At 66.1% G+C, this 23,068-nt stretch carries 19 protein-coding genes; 6 read left to right on the top strand and 13 right to left on the bottom strand.

What is annotated here, in order from left to right; all coding sequences use genetic code 11:
• Positions 1-39: 39 nt before the first annotated feature.
• The 3 genes from LJ656_RS14805 to LJ656_RS14795 form a co-directional block, all read right to left on the bottom strand.
• Positions 40-783, bottom strand: coding sequence for an SDR family oxidoreductase (locus tag LJ656_RS14805; RefSeq protein WP_230510156.1), 744 nt, complete (start codon positions 781-783; stop codon positions 40-42).
• A gap of 99 nt (positions 784-882) precedes the next feature.
• Positions 883-1,713, bottom strand: a complete 831-nt coding sequence (locus LJ656_RS14800; protein ID WP_230510155.1) for an amidohydrolase family protein — start codon at positions 1,711-1,713, stop codon at positions 883-885.
• A gap of 6 nt (positions 1,714-1,719) precedes the next feature.
• The gene (locus LJ656_RS14795) at positions 1,720-2,760 is read right to left on the bottom strand and encodes an aldo/keto reductase (RefSeq protein WP_230510154.1); all 1,041 of its coding nucleotides are present in this window, start codon (positions 2,758-2,760) and stop codon (positions 1,720-1,722) included.
• Between the two features lie 246 nt (positions 2,761-3,006).
• Here LJ656_RS14795 and LJ656_RS14790 point away from each other — a divergent pair, with 246 nt between their 5' ends.
• Entirely contained in the window at positions 3,007-3,792 is a 786-nt protein-coding gene (locus LJ656_RS14790) for an IclR family transcriptional regulator (protein WP_230510153.1), read from the top strand.
• 99 nt (positions 3,793-3,891) lie between these two features.
• Complete coding sequence (locus LJ656_RS14785) at positions 3,892-4,437, top strand: hypothetical protein (protein WP_230510152.1); 546 nt, start codon at positions 3,892-3,894, stop codon at positions 4,435-4,437.
• A 50-nt stretch (positions 4,438-4,487) separates the two neighbouring features.
• Here LJ656_RS14785 and LJ656_RS14780 read toward each other — a convergent pair whose 3' ends face one another.
• The 7 genes from LJ656_RS14780 to LJ656_RS14750 all read right to left on the bottom strand — a co-directional run bounded on the left by LJ656_RS14780 (position 4,488) and on the right by LJ656_RS14750 (position 13,821).
• Positions 4,488-6,905 carry a bifunctional acetate--CoA ligase family protein/GNAT family N-acetyltransferase gene (locus LJ656_RS14780; protein ID WP_230510151.1) on the bottom strand — a complete coding sequence of 806 codons (2,418 nt, stop codon included), beginning with the start codon at positions 6,903-6,905 and terminating at the stop codon, positions 4,488-4,490.
• Between the two features lie 196 nt (positions 6,906-7,101).
• Positions 7,102-8,703, bottom strand: a complete 1,602-nt coding sequence (locus LJ656_RS14775) for a peptide chain release factor 3 (protein WP_230510150.1) — start codon at positions 8,701-8,703, stop codon at positions 7,102-7,104.
• Positions 8,704-9,408: 705 nt separating this feature from the next.
• Positions 9,409-9,705 carry an H-NS histone family protein gene (locus LJ656_RS14770; protein ID WP_230510149.1) on the bottom strand — a complete coding sequence of 99 codons (297 nt, stop codon included), beginning with the start codon at positions 9,703-9,705 and terminating at the stop codon, positions 9,409-9,411.
• A 106-nt stretch (positions 9,706-9,811) separates the two neighbouring features.
• Positions 9,812-11,011 carry a serine hydrolase domain-containing protein gene (locus tag LJ656_RS14765; protein WP_230510148.1) on the bottom strand — a complete coding sequence of 400 codons (1,200 nt, stop codon included), beginning with the start codon at positions 11,009-11,011 and terminating at the stop codon, positions 9,812-9,814.
• A 131-nt stretch (positions 11,012-11,142) separates the two neighbouring features.
• Entirely contained in the window at positions 11,143-11,346 is a 204-nt protein-coding gene (locus tag LJ656_RS14760; RefSeq protein ID WP_230510147.1) for a hypothetical protein, read from the bottom strand.
• 583 nt (positions 11,347-11,929) lie between these two features.
• Positions 11,930-12,196 carry a hypothetical protein gene (locus LJ656_RS14755; RefSeq protein WP_230510146.1) on the bottom strand — a complete coding sequence of 89 codons (267 nt, stop codon included), beginning with the start codon at positions 12,194-12,196 and terminating at the stop codon, positions 11,930-11,932.
• 98 nt (positions 12,197-12,294) lie between these two features.
• The gene (locus tag LJ656_RS14750) at positions 12,295-13,821 is read right to left on the bottom strand and encodes a sigma-54 interaction domain-containing protein (protein WP_230510145.1); all 1,527 of its coding nucleotides are present in this window, start codon (positions 13,819-13,821) and stop codon (positions 12,295-12,297) included.
• Positions 13,822-14,149: 328 nt separating this feature from the next.
• Between LJ656_RS14750 and LJ656_RS14745 the strand changes: the two genes are divergently transcribed.
• The 4 genes from LJ656_RS14745 to LJ656_RS14730 all read left to right on the top strand — a co-directional run bounded on the left by LJ656_RS14745 (position 14,150) and on the right by LJ656_RS14730 (position 19,536).
• Complete coding sequence (locus tag LJ656_RS14745; RefSeq protein WP_230510144.1) at positions 14,150-15,550, top strand: GntP family permease; 1,401 nt, start codon at positions 14,150-14,152, stop codon at positions 15,548-15,550.
• A gap of 447 nt (positions 15,551-15,997) precedes the next feature.
• Entirely contained in the window at positions 15,998-16,249 is a 252-nt protein-coding gene (locus tag LJ656_RS14740) for a hypothetical protein (protein WP_075304831.1), read from the top strand.
• A gap of 339 nt (positions 16,250-16,588) precedes the next feature.
• Positions 16,589-17,581 (top strand): DedA family protein/thiosulfate sulfurtransferase GlpE, encoded by a 993-nt coding sequence (locus LJ656_RS14735; RefSeq protein ID WP_230510143.1) that lies wholly within the window; start codon positions 16,589-16,591, stop codon positions 17,579-17,581.
• Between the two features lie 224 nt (positions 17,582-17,805).
• Positions 17,806-19,536 (top strand): FAD-dependent oxidoreductase, encoded by a 1,731-nt coding sequence (locus LJ656_RS14730; RefSeq protein ID WP_230510142.1) that lies wholly within the window; start codon positions 17,806-17,808, stop codon positions 19,534-19,536.
• Between the two features lie 3 nt (positions 19,537-19,539).
• Here LJ656_RS14730 and LJ656_RS14725 read toward each other — a convergent pair whose 3' ends face one another.
• From LJ656_RS14725 to LJ656_RS14715, 3 genes are all read right to left on the bottom strand, one after another.
• The gene (locus LJ656_RS14725; protein ID WP_230510141.1) at positions 19,540-20,139 is read right to left on the bottom strand and encodes a LysE family translocator; all 600 of its coding nucleotides are present in this window, start codon (positions 20,137-20,139) and stop codon (positions 19,540-19,542) included.
• Between the two features lie 81 nt (positions 20,140-20,220).
• The gene (locus tag LJ656_RS14720) at positions 20,221-20,478 is read right to left on the bottom strand and encodes a hypothetical protein (RefSeq protein WP_075304827.1); all 258 of its coding nucleotides are present in this window, start codon (positions 20,476-20,478) and stop codon (positions 20,221-20,223) included.
• Positions 20,479-20,598: 120 nt separating this feature from the next.
• On the bottom strand, positions 20,599-22,782 hold the full coding sequence (locus tag LJ656_RS14715) for an NHL repeat-containing protein (RefSeq protein ID WP_230510140.1): 2,184 nt from the start codon (positions 22,780-22,782) through the stop codon (positions 20,599-20,601).
• Positions 22,783-23,068 lie beyond the last annotated feature (286 nt).

Raw genomic sequence — 23,068 nt, 5'->3', positions numbered from 1 at the left:
CACTTTCCCTTTGATGTTCAGTTGTGTTCGGTTCGCGAATCAGTTCGACCAACCGCCGTCGATCACATGGATCTGTCCCGTCGTAAACGACGACTCGTCGGACGCGAGATACAGCGCCAGCGCGGCGATTTCCTCGGGCTTGCCGACGCGACCCATCGGCTGACGCGCGACGAACGCGGCCTGCACCGCGTCGACCGTCGCGCCCTGCGCCTGAGCCTGCGCGGCAATCCGCTGTTCGAGCGACGGCGACGACACCGTGCCCGGGCAAATCGCGTTACAGCGTACACCACGCGTGACGAAATCCGCAGCCACCGACTTGGTCAGCCCGATCACCGCGGCTTTCGACGCGCCGTACGCGAAGCGGTTCGGCACCCCCTTCACGCTCGACGCCGCCGACGACATATTGATGATCGAGCCGCCGCCCTTCTCCAGCATCGCCGGCAAAAACGCGCGGATCAGCCGGTACATCGCCTTCGCATTAAGGTCGAACGCGAAGTCCCAATCCTCCTCGCTGCATTCGAGGATGTTGCCCGCGTGCACGAAGCCCGCGCAGTTGAACAGCACGTCGACCGTGCCGAGCTCGGCGGCGAGCGCGTTGATCGCCGCGCCGTCGAGCACGTCGAGCCGGCGCGCCTCGACCGGCTTGCCGGCGAGTACGTCGATGCGGATATCGGTGGCAATCACGCGGGCGCCTTCGCGCGCGAACAGTTCGGCGGTGGCGAGACCGATGCCTTGTCCCGCCGCGGTGATCAGGGCAGTTTTGCCGGCCAGTCTTTGTGTCATCTACGACTCCAGGTTGAATGGACTGCTACGTTGCTGGGTTGCCGGGTTGCTTGCTTATTCCTCGATTTGCGCGCTGGCGGGCGCCGCACCGCGCGTCGCTCAAAGCCGGTAAAACGCGGCGGCGTTGTCGCCGAACACCGCCGCCTGCTGCGCGTCGCTCAACGACGCGAGCAGCGTGGTCGCCACCGCATGCCATAACAGATAGTCGCCGTTCAGATCGAGCACCGGCCAGTCGCTGCCCCACATCAGCCGCGCGGGGCCGAACGTGTCCAGCAGATGCTCGACGTAGGGCCGCAGCGTCTCCTCGGTCCAGCCGGGCGACGCCTCGGTCGCCAGACCCGACAGCTTGCAGTGCACCTGCGGCAGCGCGGCGAGCCGCGTGATCGCGTCGCGCCACACCTGATAGCCGGCCTCGCCGAAACGGATCGGCGGCTTCGCGCCGTGATCGACGACGATGCGCAGCGCCGGAAAACGCTGCGCGAATATTTCGATGTACTGGATATGACGCGCGAAGATCAGCGCATCGAATGCGAGGTCGTGCGCGATCAGCGCGTCGATGGCCGGCGCGAGATCGGGGTTGGCGATCCAGCCGTCGTCGGGCAGGTCCTGCAGCATCGGCCGCACGCCTTTGAATTTCGGCTCGCGCGCGAGCGCCTCGATCAGTTCGGGCGCATTCGGCAGCAATAGCGGCACCCAGCCGACCACGCCGGCGATCGACGGCTCATGCCGAGCGAGCTCGAGCAGGTAGCGGCTTTCGTCGAGCGTCGGCGCGGCCTGCACGACCACGGTCCGCTCGATGCCGGCCTGCTCGCGCAGCGGCTTCAGGTCGGCGGGGCCGAACGGCCGGTAAAGGATTTTCAGCTCGGGGGTCAGCCACTCGTAGTCCCCGCGCGCGGGGTCCCAATAGTGCTGGTGAGCGTCGATCGGCATGGCGGGTCAGTCCTCGGGGACGGGCGCGCGAGGGTCGAGCAGGCCGGCCTCGCGCAACGCGGACCACAGCGCGGCCGGAATCGGCTGCTCGAACGACGCGACGTTCTCGCGCAATTCATCGGCACTGCGCGCGCCGGTCAGCACGGTGGCGACCGCCGGATGCGCATACGGAAACTGCAACGCGGCGGCGGCAAGCGGCACGCCATGTGCGCGGCACACCGCCTCCAGACGCGCGACCCGTTCGATCACCTCGGCGGGCGCCGCGCCATAGTTGAACTTCAGATCGCCCGCGACGCCGCGCGCCAGAATGCCGGAGTTGAACGCGCCGCCTAACAGGATGCCGACGCCGCGCGCTTCGCACGCGGGCAGCAGCTCGTCGAGGGTGCTCTGCTCGAGCAGCGTATAACGGCCGGCGAGCAGCGCGCAATCGATATCGAATTCGGCCATTGCGTCGAGAATCACCGCGCCTTCGTTGACGCCGAGACCCACCGCCTTGATCGCGCCGCTCGCGCGCAAACGCTCCAGAGCGCGAAAGCCGCCGCCTTCGGTCAGTTGCCGCCAGTAGTGCGGATGCCGGTCGCCATGCGTGACGCGGCCGATGTCGTGCACCAGCAGGATGTCGATATCGATGATGCCCAGGCGCTGCTGGCTGTCCTCGAACGAGCGCAGGATGCCGTCGTGCGTGTAGTCGTAGATCGCTTCGAACGGCAGCGGATTCTGCCAGCCCTCGCGGTCGTCGAACGGCGAGGTGCGCGGCACGAAGCGGCGGCCCACCTTGGTCGACAGCACGAAGTCGGCGCGCGGATAGCCGCGCAGCGCCGCGCCGAGCCGGTGCTCGGCCTTGGTGTTGCCGTAGTGCGGCGCGGTGTCGAAATAGCGTACGCCGGCGTCCCACGCGGCCGCGATGGTCGCGTGCGCCTCTGCGTCGGTCAGGTCGCGGTACAGGCCGCCGAGCGGCGCGGTGCCGAGACTGAGGCCCGTCACCTCCAGCGAGCCGCGGCCGATGCGGCGCCGCCGTCCGACCTTCGATCCGATCGATGCCGTCATCAGCGCGTCTCCTGTCTCGATTTTGTGATGGTTTTACCATGCGCGGCGGCCGAGGCATCGGCGGCGTGCATTCATTTACCAATAAACGTATTATTCATAAACGAATTTTTGCAAGTCAAGAACCGCGCGCAGCCTGGAGGCCTGGGTTTTCCCCTGGATGAGTTTCGCCATAACGGGGAGCACGCCGAACGCCCACGCCATCATCCGATAATCAGAACTCCGGACCAAATTCTCCTGACGATAACGATGGACGCAGACGACAAAGACGACGACCGCTACCGCGCCCCCGCGCTCGATAAAGGCCTCGATATTCTCGAACTGCTGGCCGGCCAGAAGGAAGGCCTGACGCGCGCCGAAATCACCCGCCTGCTCGGCCGCAATGCGAGCGAGATGTACCGGATGCTCGAACGGCTGGTCGCGCGTCAGTACGTGGTGCGCTCGGCGGCCGGCGACCGTTATTCGCTGAGCCTGAAGCTGTATGCGCTCGCGCATCGTCATCCGCCGATGAACCGGCTGATCTCGGAGGCGCTGCCGCTGATGCAGCGTTTCGCCGACGCGGCCGAGCAGTCGTGTCACCTCGTCGTCTACGATCGCGGCAACCTGCTGGTGATCGCGCAGGTGGACGGCCCGGGCACGTGGGGGATGTCGGTGCGGCTCGGCTCGCGGGTCGGGCTGATCGACACCGGCTCGGGCCGCGTGATGCTCGCGTTCCAGAGCGTCGAACAGCGCCGCCAGATGCTCGCCGAGCACACCCGCGTGAAGGGCGAGGTGACGATCGACAGCGACGCGCTGGAGGACGCCTGCGAGCAGATTCGCGCGACCGGCTTCTCGCGCAAGGACAGCCAGCAGACCTTCGGCGTCACCGATCTGACGTTCCCGTTGCTCGGGCCGGCCGGTCAGGCGATCGCGGTGCTCACCTGCCCGTACCTGCGGCGTATCGACGAATACGTCGCGCCATCGGTCGAAACGGTCACTGAATTGCTGCGCGATACGGTGCAGGCGCTATCGATGCATCGGGCTGCGGACGCGTGACCGCCAGGCTCGACGGCGCGCCTTCGCACATGGTTTAGAATGGCGGCCCTTCCAAAATTACGCCGCATGAATCGCTCATGCGCGCGCATCGATTGAGCAATGGCCAAACTTCTGACCGATTCCGAATTTCAGCGCTTTTCCGAACTCCAGCAGAAGCAGTCGAGCTTCACGATCACCGCGGCGGAAGCCGATGAACTGCGCGACCTCGTCGCGCACGCGCAGAAGCGCCGCGACGATCGCGCCGCCGCGATGCAGAGCATCGAGACCTTCATCCAGCAATTCGACATCACGCCCGACGAGCTGTTTTCGGCCGAGCAGATCGGCGACGCCGCGCGCACCTTCGGCCTGATTCCGGCCGCGCGCAAGGAGCGCGTGCTGCCGCCGTCGCTGATCTTCAACGGCAAGCCGTACCAGTGGACCACGCGCGCGCTGCCCGATGAAATCCGCGTGCCGCTGTTCGACGCGTTCAAGGCTGGCGAGTCGGTGAAGTCGTTTATTTCGACGCTGAAAGACGCGACCCGCTGCGCGACGACGATCGCGCGTCTGGAACGCGAAACCGGCGCGGTGTATGCCGACGCATTGCTCGAAGAGCTGGCGGTCACGCGCGCGCAGGTCGATGAAGCGGCGAGCAAGCTCGCGGCTTAAGCCGTAGAAGTCATCGAGCGGCAGGGACGCGGCGCGCGTCCCACAGCCGCTCAACCCGCCGGCCGTTTCTGCGTGGACGTGCTGTCCGCGCCCGCCGGTTCGGGTTCATCGAGCGCCATCCTGAACCCCACCACGCCGGGATCCTCGGTGCGCGTGATCGTGAAACCGCAGCGCTTCGCCAGCGCGATCATCGCGGTGTTCTCGCGCAACGCCTCGCCGATCAGCCAATGCGTGCCGCGCGCCCGCGCGTACGCGATGATCCGCTCCATCAGCAACTGACCGAGCCGCCGGCCCTTCTGGTCCGAGCGCACGGTCACCGCGAACTCGGCCGTCTCGTTGTCGGGATCGGCGACCGCGCGCACCACGCCGAGCGTCTGCGCGACGCCGTCGGCGTTATCGACGGTCGCGATCAGCGCCATCTCGCGGTCGTAGTCGATCTGCGTCATGCGCGCGAGCTGAGAATGGTCGAAGGTGCCGACCGCGCCGAAAAAACGCAGACGCAAGTCCTCCGGGGTCATCGCCTTCACGAAGTCGCTGTGGGCGATTTCGTCTTCCGGGCGGATCGGCCGCACCGTCACGCGCAGACCATGCCAGTCGATCGTTTCCTCGAAGCGGCGCGGATACGGCATGATCGCGAGCCGGCTGCGCTCGGCGCCGACATGCAGCACGGGGTCGACGACCGTCACGTGGTCGCGATAGACCCGCAGCGCCAGCTTCAGGCCGACGATTTCCCGCACGTCGCAGACCGCCTGCGACAGCGCGGTTAATGCCGCGAGCGTCGGTTCCGGCGCGACCAGCCGCGCGTAGTGCGAACGCGTGACGATGTCGCGCGCGAGGATCGGATTGAGCGGCGGCAGGCCGTAGACGCGCAGCCCTTCGGAGACGCCGTCGATTGCGGGCGCGGTGAAGCGAAATACCGGGCCGAAATTGTCGTCGTCGTGCAGTTGGATCGCGAGGTCGACGATGGGTTGGGAAGCCGAGGTCGCGTCCTGTCGCCCGGCGTCTTCGACCCGCAACCCGAAACGCGCCAGAAACCGCGCCGCCGCGTCCCCGCTCAATTCATGTTCACCCGCCGCCAACGCGGCGCGCGCCTGCGCCTGCGCCGCGTCGATCGCGTCGGGAATCTGCGCGGGCAAGCCCTCCGGCGTCTGCATCAACAGCTCGCGGCCCAGGCGGTAATCGACCAGCCGCGCGAACGCGCGCGCGAGCCGCTGCGGGGTCGTATGCACCGGAATGCCCTGCGCGTGCAGCGCATCGCGGCGCGCCGCATCGACGCCGCCGAAGAAGCACGCGAGCAGCCCCCGATACGCGAACTGCTGATGTTCGATCAGCGCCTGCGCGACCGCATCGACCGGCGCGCCGTGAGTCGACGCGTGGACCACGAACGCGGTGCCGGTATCGCGATGCGCGGCGAGCAGCTTCAGCGCGGTGCCGAAATGCTCGGGGCGCGCGTCGTCGCCGAGCAGCAGCGGATTGCCGCCGACCGCGCGCGGCAACGCGTCCCGCAGCGCGGTCGACAGCTCCTCAGGCCATGGCGCGAGCAGCCCGCCGGCCGCGCCGAACGCGTCGCGCGCGAGCGTCGCGAGACCGCGGTCGCTGGTGATCAGCGTCGCGGTGCCGCCCGCGGCCACCCGGCCGACGCCGAGCGTTTCGATCTCGTCGAGCAGATCGTCGAGCGCATCGACGCGCACCAGCCCCGCGCGCCGGAACGCCGCCGTGTAGAGGCCGTCGGCCGGATCGTCGCGGCCCGAGCGCAGCGCCAGCACCGGCTTGTTGCGCGCCGCCGCGCGCGCGGCCGACATGAACTTGCGCGCGGCCCGCACGCTGTCGAGTTCGAGCAGGATCGCGCGGGTGCCGGGGTCGCTGGCCAGATAGTCGAGCACGTCGCCGGCATCGACGTCGGCCTCGTCGCCGAGCGCGACCGCGTGCGAGAAGCCGAGCCCGCGCGCGTGCGCCCAGCCGAGCACCGCGTTGGTCAGCGCGTTCGACTGCGACACCCACGCGACGCCGCCCGCCTTCACCGTGCACGACGGCGCGCCCAGTTGCGCGCCGAGCGCCGGCGACACCACGCCGAGACTGCCCGGCCCGACGATCCGCAGCAGATGCGGACGCGCCGCCGACAACGCGTGCCGCACCGCGAGCCGGTCCTCGTCGCCATCCACGGTGCCGACGATGATCGCGGCGCGCGTACCCATCCCGCCGAGCTTGTGGATCAGGCCGGGCCAGCTCGCGGGCGGGGTGCAGATCACCGCGACGGTCGGCGCCTGCGGCAGATCGCCGGCATCGTGAATCACCGGGTGGCCGCCGAGCGTGTCGTATTTCGGATTGACCGGCCACACCGGTCCGGCGAAGCCGCCTTCCAGCACACGCGCCCACACCATCGCGCCGGTGCTGCCCGGCCGCTCGGACGCGCCGATCACGGCGACGGATTTGGGGCGAAACAGCGCATCGAGATTGCGGACGGTCACGGGCACTCCGGGCGATGGGCGGTTGGAGGGAAACGCCGGCGGCGCGGTGACACGCTAGCGCGCGCGGTTACGTCAGCATAGGCGAAGTCCGTGACGGCGGCGCGCGCTACGGTGGACGACGGCGCGAAAAAAAAGCCGCGTCGAACGACGCGGCTTTTTTGCCTACGGACTTGCGAACAGCGGTCGGGCAACCGCGTTACATCGTCTTCCTGAACGGCGCCCCCGAGTGCTCGCGCAACTCGTTGAACACGATCTTCGGCCACGCCTTCTGCGCGACTTCGATCTCAGACACGTGCGAGGCCAGGTAAGTCGGCGCATCGGACGCATCGAGCGCGATCCGCGCCGAGTACGAATCGGTGAAGCGGCGCAGCTCGGCCGGATCGTCGCAAGTCACCCAGCGCGACAAGCGATACCGCGCCGGCGCCATCCGCACGTCGACCTTGTACTCGGTCGACAGACGGTGCGACACCACTTCGAACTGCAGCTGACCGACCGCGCCGAGAATCATCAGGCCGCCGGCTTCCGGACGGAACACCTGAATCGCGCCTTCTTCGCCCAGTTGCTTCAGCGCTTCGCCGAGCTGCTTCGCGCGCATCGGATCGACCACTTCGACGGTCTGGAAAATTTCCGGCGCGAAGAACGGCAGGCCGACGAATTGCAGCTGTTCGCCTTCGGTCAGCGTATCGCCGAGGCTCAGCGTGCCATGGTTCGGAATCCCGATGATGTCGCCGGGGTACGCCTCGCTGACCGTCTCGCGACGCTGCGACAGGAACGTCACCACGTTGTTCGCGCGGAAGGTCTTGTTCGAACGCGTGACCTTCACCGCCATGCCGCGCTCGAAACGTCCCGAGCACACGCGGATAAACGCGACGCGGTCGCGGTGCGCGAGGTCCATGTTCGCCTGCACCTTGAACACGACGCCGGTGAACTTCGGCTCTTCCGGCAGCACCGGACGCTGCACCGTCATCCGCATCGACGGCGGCGGCGCGAGGTCGACCAGCGCGTCGAGAATTTCCTTCACGCCGAAGTTGTTGATCGCCGAGCCGAACAGCACCGGCGACTGCTGACCGGCGAGGAACTGCTCGCGGTCGAAGGCGGGCGTCGCGCCGCTGATCAGATCGATCTCTTCCTTCGCGCGCACCCAGGCAGAGCCGAAGCGGCTCTCGCCGTCTTCGTTGCTGAGCGCATGCAGCGTTTCCACCGCGCCGCCGGCCGTATCCTGGCCCGCGCGGAACACCCGCACCTGGTCGCGCTGGACGTCGTAGACGCCCTGGAAGTCCTTGCCCATGCCGATCGGCCACGTAAACGGCACCGCCGACACGCCCAGGTGCTGTTCGATTTCGTCGAGCAGTTCGAGCGGCTCGCGCACTTCGCGGTCGAGCTTGTTGATGAAGGTGACGATCGGGGTCTTGCGGCTGCGGCAGACTTCGAGCAGCTTCAGCGTCTGCGCTTCGACACCGTTCGCGCCGTCGATCACCATCACCGCGGCGTCGACCGCGGTCAGCACGCGGTACGTGTCTTCCGAGAAGTCTTCGTGGCCCGGCGTGTCGAGCAGGTTGATCACGCAGTCGCCGTACTCGAACTGCATCACCGAGCTCGCGACCGAAATGCCGCGCTGCTTTTCGATCTCCATCCAGTCGGACGTCGCGTAGCGGTTGCTCTTGCGGCCCTTCACGGTACCGGCGATCTGGATCGCGCCCGAGAACAGCAGCAGCTTTTCGGTCAGCGTGGTTTTACCCGCGTCCGGGTGGGAAATGACCGCGAAGGTGCGGCGGCGTTTGAGTTCGGAGACTGACATCGGGTCTGGCGGTCACGGAAAGAGGTTCGGGCGGTTCCCTGCGGCCCTGGGCGGCCGGCATGCCGCGCGTGGCGCGGCGGCATCGGGCCGCGGAAGTCGGGCGAGGCCGTTTTCGGCGCGCTCGCCGCGCCGGAAACGGCTTGCGGACAAGGCACGAGCTTGGGTTCGACAGCACGGGAAACGCCAGCGCGGAATGGCGCAAGGTGCGAATGATACACGCGTGGGGCTAAGGCCGGGGGAAAGCGGGCGGGGCGCGGCCGGTGGGCACCCAGGGCGGCGGCAAAGGTGAGCGTTTTCGGGACTTGCGGCGGCTAACGGTAACCGACGACGAAAGGTGAGGATCGCGAAGCGCCTGCATGCACCGGCTTACGCGCGCAGCGCATCGACGCCGACGCCGCAAATGCCGCGACAAAACTCTGCATGACTGACCAAACCGTGCCGGCGCATCGCCTGGAAACGCCCGCCGGCAAAGGCCGGCGCGGCTTTGCGCCGTTAGCTGCGCGGCTGCGCTCGCCGACCGCGAGCAACCTGCACGGCGGTGCGTGTCTCGACAAAACCTGGCTCACCGAAGCAAGCTCGCGGACAGGCAATGCCGCAACGAAGCAGGTCGTTCGCGTGACGCCGCCGCGCAAAGGTGAGCGTTTTCGGGACCAGCCAACGGTGCGGCGCAACCCGCGCCGCCGATCACTGATGTGCAGACGCCGGTCAACTTTCGATCAGAAAACGCTCGCGGTTCTTGCCCACCAGCCACGCGGGCGAGCGGCCGCGCCCGCTCCACGTTTCGCCGGTCTTCGGATTGCGGTACTTGGCGACCGACGCCGATGCCGCCTTGCGGCGCGGCTTCGGCGAATTGGTGAAGCCGAGTTCCTCGGCGGTCAAATCGTATTCGGCGACCTTCTGTTTGATGTCGGCGATAGCCTGCGCGATTTCCTTTTCGCGGGCCACTGCGACTTCCTTATGAAGTTTTTCGAGTTGCGCAGTCAACTGTTTGTAAGAGGCCATGCCGGTTGCTCCCCATCGGTTCGACGAACTGCTGTCCGGAGACTATCAGACGAATAATTCTCAGGATAGTGAATCGCGCGGCCAGTTGCATGCGCGGCGGATGGGCTCAAACGTCGATCGCATCGTAGACGCGGCGTTCGAAGTCGATCGCCATCGGGAACGGGTCGAGCGAGCGGCGCTGGATCAGCATTAGGCCGATGAGATTCTCGACCGGGTCGGCAAACCAGCTGGTGCCGTACGCGCCGGGCCAGCCGAACGAGCCGAGCGAACGGTAGCCGAGCGGCAGTTGCTGGGCCGGATCGTCGACCACCGACAGGCCCAGACCAAACCCCTGCCCGGCCCAGATCACATGGCCGAACGCGGGCAGGCGGCGCTGGTCGCGCGACAGGAAGTTGCTGCGCATCAGATCGACCGAGCGGTTCGACAGCAGACGCGTGCCGCCGACGCGCCCACGGCCGAGCAGCAGTTGCGCGAATTGCAGATAGTCCTCGGCGGTCGACACGAGCCCCCCGCCGCCGCTCTGGAAGCGGCGCGGACTGGCCCAGCGGCTGGCGGCCGGATGATCTTCGACCACCCGTCGCCGGGTGTTGGGATCGATGCCGTAAGCGGTGGCCAGACGCGCGAGTTGCGTGTCGTGCACCCAGAACGCGGTATCGCGCATCCCGAGCGGCTCGAAAATGCGGGTGCGGAAAAACTCGCCCAGCGACATTGCGGTGATGCGCTCGATCAGCACGCCGAGCACGTCGGTCGCGACGCCGTAATGCCAGCGCGTGCCGGGCTGGAACATCAGCGGCAACGCGGCGATCCGCGCGAGCCACGCGCTGTTGTCGCCGTTCGACTCGAAGCCGTTGAACGCGGCCGCGTACGCTTCGGCGAGCGGCCCCGTCGACGTGAAGTGATACGCGAAGCCCGCTCGATGCGTGAGCAGGTCGAGCACCGTGAGCGGCGCGCGGACCGGATCGGTGTCGTCGAGCGAGCCGTTCGGGTCGCGCAGCACGCGCGGCGCCGCGAGTTCGGGGAGCCACAGCGAGACCGGTGTATCGAGCGCGAGGCGGTCTTCCTCGATCAGCATCATGATCGCGGCGCTCGTCACCGGCTTGGTCATCGACGCGATCCGGAACAGCGTGTCGCGCTCCATCGGCAATTGCGCGGCTTCGTCGCGCAGACCCAGCGGTTCGAAATAACCGATCTCGCCGCGCCGCCATACCAGCGACACCACGCCCGCCACTTCGCCGCGCTCCACATAGCCTTGCATTGCATTGGTCAATGCGGCCAGCCGGCTCGCGGCAAATCCTGCAATCTGCATATCGGTCCCATGTCAATGAAAGGAAAAGCGCAAACCCGGTGAGCATCCGCTTCAGATGTCATTAAGCAGAATTCACCCATCGGCAGAGTACACGACGATATTCCCCATTGGCTGAACCGCAATGCCGGTATTCAGGTTTTCTGGCGTTTTTCCAATGCGCACAGCGCGGCATCCAGACGTTTGATCCGGGTTGCCTGCGCCGGCACGATAACCGCATCGGAAACCAGCTCGATACGGTTGCGCCAGTAAGACAGCGGAATTCGGTCCTGCGCCGAAATATGGGAAATGACCTGCTCCAGATGACGGATGTCTCTTTCTAGTTGCTGATGATTCATTGCTTTCCCCGGATTCTATTGAATTAATTGCAAAGCAAAAATCGAAAAGCATGAGCCGGCGCGGCGGCCTTCATGGGCCATCTCGGCACCGCTCGTGGAAGCGGAAAAAGCTTCCTGGTGGTCTCCTGCGCTAAAAGCAAACCGGCAAAATCTGCGTGCCGGGGTTAAATCGCCAACGGTTTAAAAAGAATACCGCCGCCAAACCCGGCGTTCCGTTAGCTGGCGCACCGACTTCGCTCAATGCTAAAAACCGACCAGGAGTATTCGTCCGCGGGTCCGTAGACGGAATACGGTTCGCCCGAACCGGCACGGGACCGGATTAATCAATCCGCATGTTAAGCGGATCGGCGGACCGACATTACACGCATAAGTTTATGACAGCCATGTGCGGATCCGGATAGCACGAGCGTGCCAATTGAACGAATGGAGCGCGGATTGCGCGTTTTGGCTGCCAATATGAGTCGAATCAGAAACATTGGAACTCGAATTGCGGCGAAAAAAAGGGCGGCTTTTTTAATTCGCGGCAATAAAAAAGCGCCGGCATCGCACCGGCGCTGCTATGAAGCCATAGCTTATCTCCGCGTTACCTCGCGGCCGCGCGGCATGCGTAGATCAGGCTCAGCGTGCCGCCGTCGGTGGACTGGCGCACGACGTCGTACGCGCCGTTGCAGTTCGCGCTGGCCTGCTCCGAACACGAGCTCGAACCGGCTGGGCATTGCACCAGCACGGTCGGTCGGCCGTCCGACAGGAACAGCGGCGCGCTGCTGCTGCAAGCGCCGAGCGCGAGCACCGCGCCGGCGGACAGCAGCAGGCTCGAGCGGCGCGCGAAGAAGGAAAGACTGCGTTTCATGGAAAGCCCCGGTCACGTCTTGTTGTTCGATTGCGCGATTGTGCCACGCGGCCCCGGCGCTGCGTCAGCCGGCCGAGGCAGCCGTGACGCCCCGATGCTCAAACGTCGATACCGTGCGCGGCGATCTTCTTATAGAGCGTCGCGCGGCCCATGCCGATCTGTTTCGCAGTGTCAATTACGCGGCCGCCGTTCGCGCGCAACGCGTCGCTGAGGAAGCGCTTTTCGAAAGCGGCCATCGCGGCGTTCCATGTGACGGGGCCGGCGGGGTCGGCGCAAGTGGCGGCGGCCGTGCCGGTTACAGCCGAGCCCTGCGCGAGTGCCCCGGCTTGCGGCGAACCCCGCGCGCCGCCGCGCGCGTCATGCGCGTCATGTGACGCGGCACCGCCGGACTGCCCCGAACCGATAAACGGCGCGAGCATCCGCGCATCGATGTACTCGCTGTCCGACAGCATCACCGCCCGCTCCAGCGTGTTGCGCAGCTCGCGCACATTGCCCGGCCAGTGGTACGCGCATAGTAGCCGCAACGCGTCGTCGTGCAATTCGAAGTGCGCGCCGCCGCGGGACTGCGCGGCGAGATCCTCGAGCATCGCGTAGGCGAGCGCCTCGATGTCGGACGCGCGCTCGCGCAGCGCCGGTGCGTGGATCGTCAGCACGTTGAGCCGGTAGAACAGATCCGGCCGGAAGCGCCCGGCCGCGACCCGCGCCGGCAGATCGGCCGACGTCGCCGCGATGATCCGCACGTCCGCGCGCACGATCCGGTTCGAGCCGAGCGGCTCGAACTCCTTGTCCTGCAGCACGCGCAGCAGCTTGCCCTGCAACGCCAGCGGCATGTCGCCGATTTCGTCGAGAAACAGCGTGCCGCCGTTCGCCAGCTCGAACTTGCCGACCCGGCCTTTGCGATCCGCGCCGGTGTACGCGCCGGGCGCGGCGCCGAAGAACTCGACTTCGAGCAGCGTGTCGGGGATCGCGGCGACGTTCACGCTCACCAGCGGCTGATGCGCGCGCGCCGAGCCGCCGTGGATCGCGTGCGCGAGCAGCTCCTTGCCGGTGCCGGTTTCGCCGAGCAGCAGCACCGGCGCTTCGAGCTGCGCCGCGCGCCGCGCCTGGCGCTTTACTTCGAGACTCGCGGCGCTGGTGCCGACGAAACTGCCGAATGTGTAGCGCGCGCGCCGCGCCTGCGCGAGCGACTGGCGTGTCGCGATCAACTCCTGCTGCAGTCGCGAGTACTGCGAAAAGAGCGGCGTCAGTGCTTTCAGTTCGTCGTAGAGCGCGAAGCCGACCGCGCCGACCGTCACGCCGGCATCGTCCTTCAGCGGCAGACGCGTGACGACCAGCGGCTCGCGATCCGTCTCCATGATGTCGAGCAGAATCGGCTTGCCGGTTCGGACCACCTCGCGCATCAGGCTGTTCGGGATTACCGCCTCGCAGTCGCGGCCAATCGCCTGCTGCGGATCCGCGAAGCCGAAACGCGCCGCGTAGCGCTTGTTGATCCAGACCACGCGCGCATCGGCATCGACGATGAAGGTGCCTTCGCTGAAGTTCTCGAAGGTGCGAAACAGCGAATCCATCGCGCGGCGCAATACGTCGTCATAGTTGGCGGGCAGGCCCGCCCAGTCGGTCATCATTCTGTCGCTGTCTCCGCCTATCGTTCTGAATGCCTGAGTCTCCATCGGTGGACGAATTTATCTCTAAATTGAGACAGGCAATAGGCCTTAGTGATCAAGACTTACCCTGGGTTTTGGCTTATCTTCAGCGTAATCAAGTCCCGCGTTGGAGACGTTTGGGTACAATCGGCCGCGCTGTTTTCAGGCACCGGCTGCGCTCCACGCTTACGCCATCGTGCTGTGCAAGCACAGCGCCCGGCGTGGCATGGAACCTGCATTCTGTCCGCGCCGCGCCGTCGCAGCACCAGGACGGCACATATATGTAGAACAACCAGGTTTTGGAGACTCAATGTCCTTTCTCATCGTCGTCGCCGCTCTGGCGTTTCTGATGTTCGCCGCGTATCGCGGCTACAGCGTGATCCTGTTCGCGCCGATCGCGGCGCTCGCCGCCGTCCTGCTCACCGAACCCGCCGCGGTCGCGCCGGTGTTCACGAGCATCTTCATGGACAAGATGGTCGGCTTCGTGAAGCTGTACTTCCCGGTGTTTCTGCTCGGCGCGGTGTTCGGTAAGGTGATCGAACTATCGGGCTTCTCGGAGTCGATCGTCGCGGCCGCGATCCGCTATATCGGCCGCTCGCGCGCGAATGCGGTGATCGTCGCGGTGTGCGCGCTGCTCACCTACGGCGGCGTGTCGCTGTTCGTGGTGGTGTTCGCGGTCTATCCGTTCGCGGCCGAGCTGTATCGCCAGAGCAATATTCCGAAGCGGCTGATGCCCGGCGCCATTGCGCTCGGCGCGTTCTCGTTCACGATGGACTCGCTGCCCGGCACCCCGCAGATCCAGAACATCATTCCGACCACCTTCTTCAAGACGACTTCGTGGGCCGCGCCGACGCTCGGCGTGATCGGCTCGCTGTTCATCATCGTGGTCGGCCTGTCGTATCTGGAATGGCGCCGCCGCGCGGCGATGGCGAGCGGCGAAGGCTACGGCACCGACCTCGTCAACGAACCGGAACGCGTCGAAGCGAAGGAGCTGCCGCATCCGCTGCTGGCGGTCGCGCCGCTGATCGTGGTCGGCGTCGCGAACTTCCTGCTGACGCGCTGGATTCCCACCTGGTACGGTCCGACTTTCACTATTACGCCGGATCTGCTGCCGGGGCTGCATGCGCCGATCGAAACCACCGTGAAGACCGTGGTCGCGATCTGGGCGGTGCAAGGCGCGCTGCTGCTCGGCATCGTGATGGTCGTCGTCACCGCATTCCGGCGCGTGAGCCAGCGCTTCGCGGTCGGCACCAAGGCGGCGGTCGCGGGCGCGCTGCTCGCATCGCTCAATACCGCATCGGAATACGGCTTCGGCGGCGTGATCGCGGCATTGCCGGGCTTTCTGGTCGTCAGCAACGCGCTGAAGAGCATTCCGAATCCGCTCGTCAACGCGGCCGTGTCGGTCAGCACGCTCGCGGGCATTACCGGCTCGGCGTCGGGCGGCATGAGCATCGCGCTCGCGGCGATGTCGGATCTGTTCATCAAGGGCGCGCAAGCCGCGGAGATTCCGCTCGAAGTGCTGCACCGGGTCGTCGCGATGGCGAGCGGCGGGATGGATACGCTGCCGCACAACGGCGCGGTCATCACGCTGCTGGCGGTGACGGGGCTCACGCACCGGCAGTCGTATCGCGACATCTTCGCGGTGACCGTGATCAAGACGTTGGCGGTGTTCTTCGTGATCGCGGTGTACTACGCGACGGGGCTGGTTTAATGACGCCGACGCGCCCATTTCACTCGCTTTGATCTGATAGATCGGCATTAGTCCCACCTCGACAACGCGCGCGCCGCGCACGAGGATAGGAACTGTCAGCGCCCAATCGTTGCAGGGCCGGCTGACCCGAGTAACAACGGCGTTTAATGGCCCGCCCCCTGGACGGGCCATTTTTTTGGTTCGCCGGTGGTGCGTTTGTGCCTCAAAACCGCGCGCGTAAGCGTGCGCGGACCGAACGCGTCTACCCCGGCTAGAGGTCAACAGCGTGACAGACGGCCGTCGGCAACAGGTGATCGGGGGCACGAAAAATGCATCCGAAACCGCGGGCAGTCGCGTTACACTGAGCATTAGCGCCGCATGAACCGCGCGGGGAGGGCAGCCGCAACAGACAGCCCGCCGCACTATCCGTACAATTGGTCGGTCAACCACGTAACAAGGACAACTTCGATGCGCATTACCGGGTCCTCCGGGTCAATGGCCCTGCTCTCCGAATACGACGACGCAACGGCGCGCGAACTGCGCACGCTGCGCCTCGAATCGACCGAAGACGGCAAAGGCATCCTGCTGATCGAGGTCGATGAGCGCAAGCCGGGCATCCATCGCGAAGTACGTTACGAAATCACGCCCGCCGAACTGATCGCCGCGATCCGCGCGCACGGCGCGGAGTTGCCCGGCGAGCAGCACAATCATCGCCAGTGAAATCGAACTCGCGGCGCCACGCGAAAGCGTGAGCGCCGCGCGCATGACCGGCCAGTCCCGATTCTTCCCTGCTGCCGCGCCGCCGACGCGCGGCATTGTTCGTTCTGGCCGCGTCGGCGCATAGCGCTTGCCGGTTGTTTGTTCCGTCTGCGTCGCCAATCCGCGCTTTTTTCGCGGGATTCGGTACGCGCTGACTTGCCGGCTAAAAGGCCGCGCGGTGCTACGCAACGGGCCGCTTTTCGAGCCGTTTTGCACGTCTCGAAAATGCGTCCATAATCCTTGCATTCCCCTTTGCACTCCTTACCGCACCGTGCCCGCAAGGGCCGCGGATGTAAACCGATGCTACATGACCTCGTCGAGCAATATGGACCGGCGCTCGTCTTCGTCAACGTACTGGCTGCCGCGCTCGGGCTGCCGGTGCCGGCCATGCCGTCGCTCGTGCTGTTCGGCGCGATGGCCGCGATGCACCCCGGCTCAGTCGGCACCCAGTTGATGCCGGTGCTGGTGCTGGCGATCTTCGCGACCCTGCTCGGCGACAGCGCGTGGTATCTCGCCGGCCGCATCTACGGCGGTAATACGCTGAAAACGATCTGCCGGCTGTCGCTGTCGCGCGACACCTGCGTGAAGAAAACCGAACGCTTTTTCGGCCGCTGGGGCGTGCGCGTGCTGGCGGTCGCGAAGTTCGTGCCGGGGCTGTCGATCGTGTCGATCCCGATGGCCGGCGCGATGGGCACCCGCTACCGCACCTTCCTCACCTACGACGGCCTGGGCGCCGCGCTGTGGTCCGGCACCGGGCTGATCGTCGGCGCGCTGTTCGCGCGGCAGATCGACATGCTGTTCGCGATCGCCGGCCGGCTCGGCCGGACCGCGGCGGTGGTGGTGGTCGGATTGCTGTTGCTGTACGCGGTGTACCGGTGGATCCGGCGCCGTCAGTTGATCGCGAAGCTCGCGTCCGCGCGTATCGAAATCGACGAACTCGCGACGCTTTATAAAGCCGGCCAGCCGCCGATCGTGTTCGACATCCGTTCGGAGGAAAAGCGCAAGCTCGATCCGTTCGTGATTCCGGGCGCGCAATTCGCCGACGAACGGCAGCTCGAAGGCATCGTTGCCGCCTATCCGCCCGATCAGAAGCTGGTGATCTACTGCTCGTGCCCGAACGAGATTTCGGCCGCGTGGATGGCCAAGCAGTTGAGCGAGGCCGGCTTCTCCGACGTGTTGCCGCTGCGCGGCGGCATGGAGGCGTGGCGCGATTCCGGCAAGCCGGTCGACGCGCTGCCGGATCAGCCGGCGCCGGAAGTCGCGGTCGAGCACGTTGCGCCGAAGGCGGTTTAGCGCGGCAGCGGCAGCGGCGCGGGCCGTGGTGGCTCGGGCGGCTTCGGCGCAGCTTGAGCGGCTTCGGCCTGCTCGAGCAGTTGCGGCGGCTTGGGCGGCCTGGCCTCCGGGCGCCCGACGGCAAACAAAGCAATTCAAAGCACGCGGTGTCGCTCCCCTAACAGCGCCCGCGCGCCGTATCGCCTCCCGTTCAATCGTGCAATGAACATCGAAGGAGCGGTTCAATGCTTTCGACTCAGGACGTTTCGACTCAAGAAGTGGAAGGACAGCAGGGAGTCGTCGCCGACGCGCCGTTTTCGTCGCTATCGACGCGCATGCATCAGATGTTTCCCGCGCTCACCTGCGCGGAAATCGACCGGCTGCGCCGCTTCGGCGAGATCGGGCACTGGCGCTCCGGCGAGCTGCTGTTCGAGACCGGCCACACCGGGCCCGGCATGTTCGTGCTGCTCGAAGGCCGCGTGAAGGTCTATCAGCGCGACGGCATCGGCCGCGAGGTGTTGATCGGCGAACACGGCGCCGGCCATTTTCTGGCCGAAGTCGGGCAGTTGTCCGGACGCCCGGCGCTCGTCAACGGGATGGCGATCGGCGCGGTCCAGGCGCTGCTGATTCCGCCCGACCGGCTGCGCGCGCTGATCGTCGCCGAAGCCGAACTCGGCGAGCGCATCATGCGCGCGCTGATTCTGCGGCGCGTGTCGCTGATCGAAAAAGGCGCGGGCGGCCCGATCCTGATCGGCAACAGCTTCGACGCGCGGCTCGTGATGCTGCAAGGCTTCCTGTCGCGCAACGGCCATCCGCATTCGGTGATCGACGAACGCGACGCCGACGCGCTGCGGCTGATCCAGCAATTCGGCGCGCAGCCCGAGGACATGCCGCTCGTCGTCTGCCCGGACGGCTCGGTGCTGCGTCATCCGAGCATGCCGGAACTCGCGACCAGCCTCGGCCTGCTGCCCGATCTCGACGACGCCTATGTGTACGACGTCGCGATCGTCGGCGCGGGACCGGCCGGCCTCGCCGCCGCGGTGTATGCGGCGTCCGAAGGTCTATCGGTGATCGTGCTCGACAGCCGCGCGCCCGGCGGCCAGGCGGGCGCCAGCTCGCGGATCGAAAACTACCTCGGCTTTCCGACCGGCATCTCCGGCCAGGCGCTGGCCGGCCGCGCGTTCGTGCAGGCGCAGAAATTCGGCGCGCACGTCGCGATTCCGGTCCACGTGAAGTCGCTGCAATGCGCGCAGTCGCCGTACCGGCTCGAACTGAAATGCGGCGGCCATATCTCCGCGCGCGCGATCGTGATCGCGAGCGGCGCGGTGTACCGGCGCCCGGCGCTCGACGGGCTCGAGCGCTTCGATGGCCGCGGCGTCTACTACTGGGCATCGCCGGTCGAAGCGAAGCTGTGCAAACGCCAGGATGTCGTGCTGGTGGGCGGCGGCAATTCGGCCGGCCAGGCGATCGTCTATCTGGCGACGCACGCGGCCAAGGTCCACGTTCTGATCCGCCGCAGCGGTTTCGAGGCGACGATGTCGCGTTATCTGATCGACCGCATCCGCTCGCTGCCTAACGTGTTCGTGCATCCGCATTCGGAGATCGGCCGGCTCGATGCCGACGCGGATGGCCTCGCGTCGGTCGCGTTGAAACAGCCGCTGCCCGATGGCGTCGATCACTTCGACACGCGCCACCTGTTCTTGTTTACCGGCGCGGATCCGAACACCGAATGGCTGCGCACCTGCGGCGTGCAGCTCGACCCGAAGGGCTTCGTGCTGACCGGCATCGGCGCGGTCGGCTCGGCGACGGCCTGCGATCTGGCGACCACCGTCGAAGGCGTATACGCGATCGGCGATGCACGCGCCGGCTCGACCAAGCGGGTCGCCGCGGCGGTGGGGGAAGGCGCGGCCGTGGTCGCACAGATTCATCAGTTGCTGGCGGCAACGAATGGGGAGGCGGTCGCGCTGGGCGCGTGATTTTCAGTGCAACGCCGCCCACGCGAGCGACAGCGAAAACACTCCCAGCACGATCGACGCACCGCGTTGCACCTTCGACGGCTCCAGCCAGCCGAGCCGGCCGCTGCCGAGCGCCGCGCCGAACGCGATCCACCCGAACGCGATCGGCGCCGCGAGAGCCACGAAAATCAGCATCGAGAACAGATACGCGGGCCACTCCATGAACGCGACGGCCGGGAAAATCGTGCCGCCGAACAGCAGCGCTTTCGGATTGAGCAGCGTTGCGACGAACAGCGTGCGCAGATTGCCGGCGCGCTGGGTCGAACCGGGCAGCGCAACCGCCGCGCGCCACATCTGGACCGCGAGCCACGCGATATACAACGCCGCCGCGATCCGCAGCAGCGACGGCAACCACGGCCACGCATCGGCGACCCGCGCGAAGAAACGTCCCCACGCGGAAATCGCGATCAGGTAGCCGGTCAGTTCGGCGCCGATCAGCGGCAGCGCGCGCCGCAAACCGTAGCGCAAACCGGCCGACGCGAGCAGCGTGTTGGTCGGGCCGGGTGTCACCAGCACGACGCCGACGCCGGCGGCCAGCAACGCAATCTGAGTCGCGGAGAGCATGAAAAAAAGCGCACAGTGAGTTACACAGTGCGCTTTTGTATCACAAGCGGCGCGAGGAGCGCGCCGCCGCGGACCCGCGTATCAGTGGTCCAGTTTCGCGCGCAACTCGCGCGCGGCCTCCAGCAGTCCTTCGTAACCCGAGCGCGCGTGTTCCGGCAGATCGGGATCGCCGACCAGCGCGCCGAGTGTTTCGATCAGGCTGTACACAATGCCCTTCGCAGCGCCCGATGCAATCCCGCCCGACGACACCTGTTGATTGACGTGACTGAGCGCTGCGTCGAGTTGTTCGATTTCCGGGCGATCGCCGGAGGGCGGCTTGGGGGAAACGTCTTGCGTCATAGCGAACATCGCTCCTGTGAATGCATCGGTGCAACCACCGTGTCACGTTGTTATATACCGATCGCGCGCCGCCGTCCAATCGCCCCGGCGCGCATTCGAGACGCCTTCGATGCTCATCGATCACGGGGTCCAGCGATACATCAGGATCTTCGCGCGCGCGTCGTCCTCGACCAGCACCACGTACTCGCCGTTATCGCGCTGCACCGCGCTGATGCCGAGATACACGTCGACCCAGCCGCTGGTGCCGCCGACGCTCGCGCCCGGCGTCATGTAGCCGACCGCACTGCCGTTGCGCGCGTCGTAGACGTCGATTTTGTTGGTGTACAGCTCGGCGACGAAGATGTAGTTGCCCGCGACCGCGACGCCGACGGTCGTGGTTTGCGGATCGCTTTGCGTATTCCACGGCAGCGCGATCGCGTACCCCTGGGTCGGTGTGCCGGTGCTCCAGTTGTCGTAGCGCGCGAGCACCGGACCCGCCTCCTTCCAGTGCGTCGCGTCCCATGGAATCGCGCTGGTGAAGCCGGACAGGTACATGGTGTCGGTCGCCGCCACGTAGACCAGTCGCGCGAGCCGTGTGAACGGCGCCGGCATCGCGAACATCTTCGAACTCGCGTACGTATAGATCGGATTGCCAACTGAATCGAGGCCCTGCAACGGCATCTCGCGGATGCCGCTCAACGGCGTCGCGAGCCATACGTTGCCCGGTTCGTCGACCCACCAGAAACCGTTGCCGACGGTTGCTCCGGTCGACGGATTGCTGCTGATCTCGCTCGCATCGACCGTGCCGTTGCTATTGCTGGCGCGCCACAGCCATTCGCCGTAGGTCGGCTGCGCTGCCGGCCATGCGCCCGGCAGCGGATTTTGCGCGAGTAGCCCGGACGGAATCGCGATCTCGCCTTGCGCGCTGTCGAAGCGATAGACGTTCAGGTAGTGCGCGCCCGGATCGAGCGTGTACAGAAAGCGCTGGCCGTTGAAGCGGCGCACCATCGGTTCGCCGCGTACGCCGCGCGGCTGGTGAAACGTGGGGTCGTCCGGATAGTTGAAGCGGTCTAGCGTGAACGCCGCATACGACCATTCGTGGCCGGCCGGCTGGTTGTAGTCGAGCGTGAAGCGTTTCGAGCCGGTATAGACGGAGGCCGGCGAGGCCGGATCGAACGCGGCGCTATCGACGAACGTGAGGCCGTACAGCCGCCAGTTGAGCACGCGCGTGCCGTACACGTAGCTCTCCAGCACCGCGCCCTGCCCGACCGATGCCGAACCGATCCCGCGCGGCCCTTCGCCGTTCTGCGCGACGTACAGATTGCCGGCCTGATCGACGCCGATGCCGGTGATGCCGTTAAAGCGCACGTCGCCCGTCACGCCGCGCACCGCGTGGAACAGGCCGTTGCGCGTGCCGAGCGAAGTGCCGGCCTGCAACTGGCCATTCGCATTCCTGTTGAACACCAGAATCTGCTGCGATACGCCGTTATCGGCGACCAGCAGTTGTCCGGACGGCGTCACCGCGAGGTCGGCCGGTACCGTGCCCGCGGGCAGCGTGAGCGGTCCGGCGAGCGCGCTGCCGTCGGCCGCGTAGTGCAGGATGCCGAGGTTGCCGGACGCGACGCCGCTGATGATCCACAGCGTTGCATCCGTATCGATCGCGATGCGGCCCGGCGAATTCACGCTCCACGAACGCAGCGGCGTCATCGACTGCGCGTCGTAGACGACGATGCGATTACCGTAGGTGTCCGCCACGTAGAGTTCGGTGTCGGTGGCGGCCAGGCCGCGAATGCCCGCGTCGGTGCCGGCCGCCACGGTCTGCACCGCGACGAAGCTGTTCTTCGTCGCGTTCGCGCTGTTGCCGATGCCGCCGCTGAACGGCGCGCCGTTCGCCGGATTGGCCAGCGTGCGGCGCGTGATGCCGTACCAGGTCTGGTTGGCCGGCGGATAGTCGGCGCCGCTCAGCGCGTTGTTCTCGTTGCCGATCGACATCGCCGCATACAGGTAGCTGCGATTGACCGCGACCGCGTCGCCGCCGGCCGCGCCCCAGCCGTGCGTCGAGCCGGCCACCGCGAGTTTGTCGCCGGCCCGGTACGCGGCGATTTCGCTGCCGCTTTCGTCCCACGGCGCATTGGTATAAACGGTGCCGTCGGCGCCGACGCTAATGGCCTGAATATCCTGCTGCATCCATTTGCCGTCGCCAAATCCGAAACTATTACCGATCCACGACGTCGTGTAATTCAATTGGGATTGGGCGGCTGCATTCGGCGCAATCAGACTGTGAATTAGCAGCACGGTCATGCCCAGGCGGGAGAATAGCTTCACGGCGGTCGTTCCTTGCATGCAGGCGCGGCGTCGGCACGCATGCCGCCACTCGGCGTACATCGAAGTTGGCGTTTTATCCTCTCATATAAAAATAATAAATTTATCGATAAAAAATCGTATTGAAGCCGCTTTGGCTAAATTAATCCCGCTCGCATAGCATTACGTTTCTCGCCAGAACTTGGCGATTATGGTCGCCGGTAAAATCGGCTCCCGGAAAATCTCACCGCTGGTAAATCCGGTTGCTATTTCCGCTCCTGTAAATACTCACCATTGAGCGATTCGCGCG

It is taken from the genome of Paraburkholderia sejongensis, from assembly GCF_020880815.1.
Lineage (GTDB): Bacteria > Pseudomonadota > Gammaproteobacteria > Burkholderiales > Burkholderiaceae > Paraburkholderia > Paraburkholderia sejongensis.
This window is presented reverse-complemented; position numbering and strand designations above follow the sequence as displayed.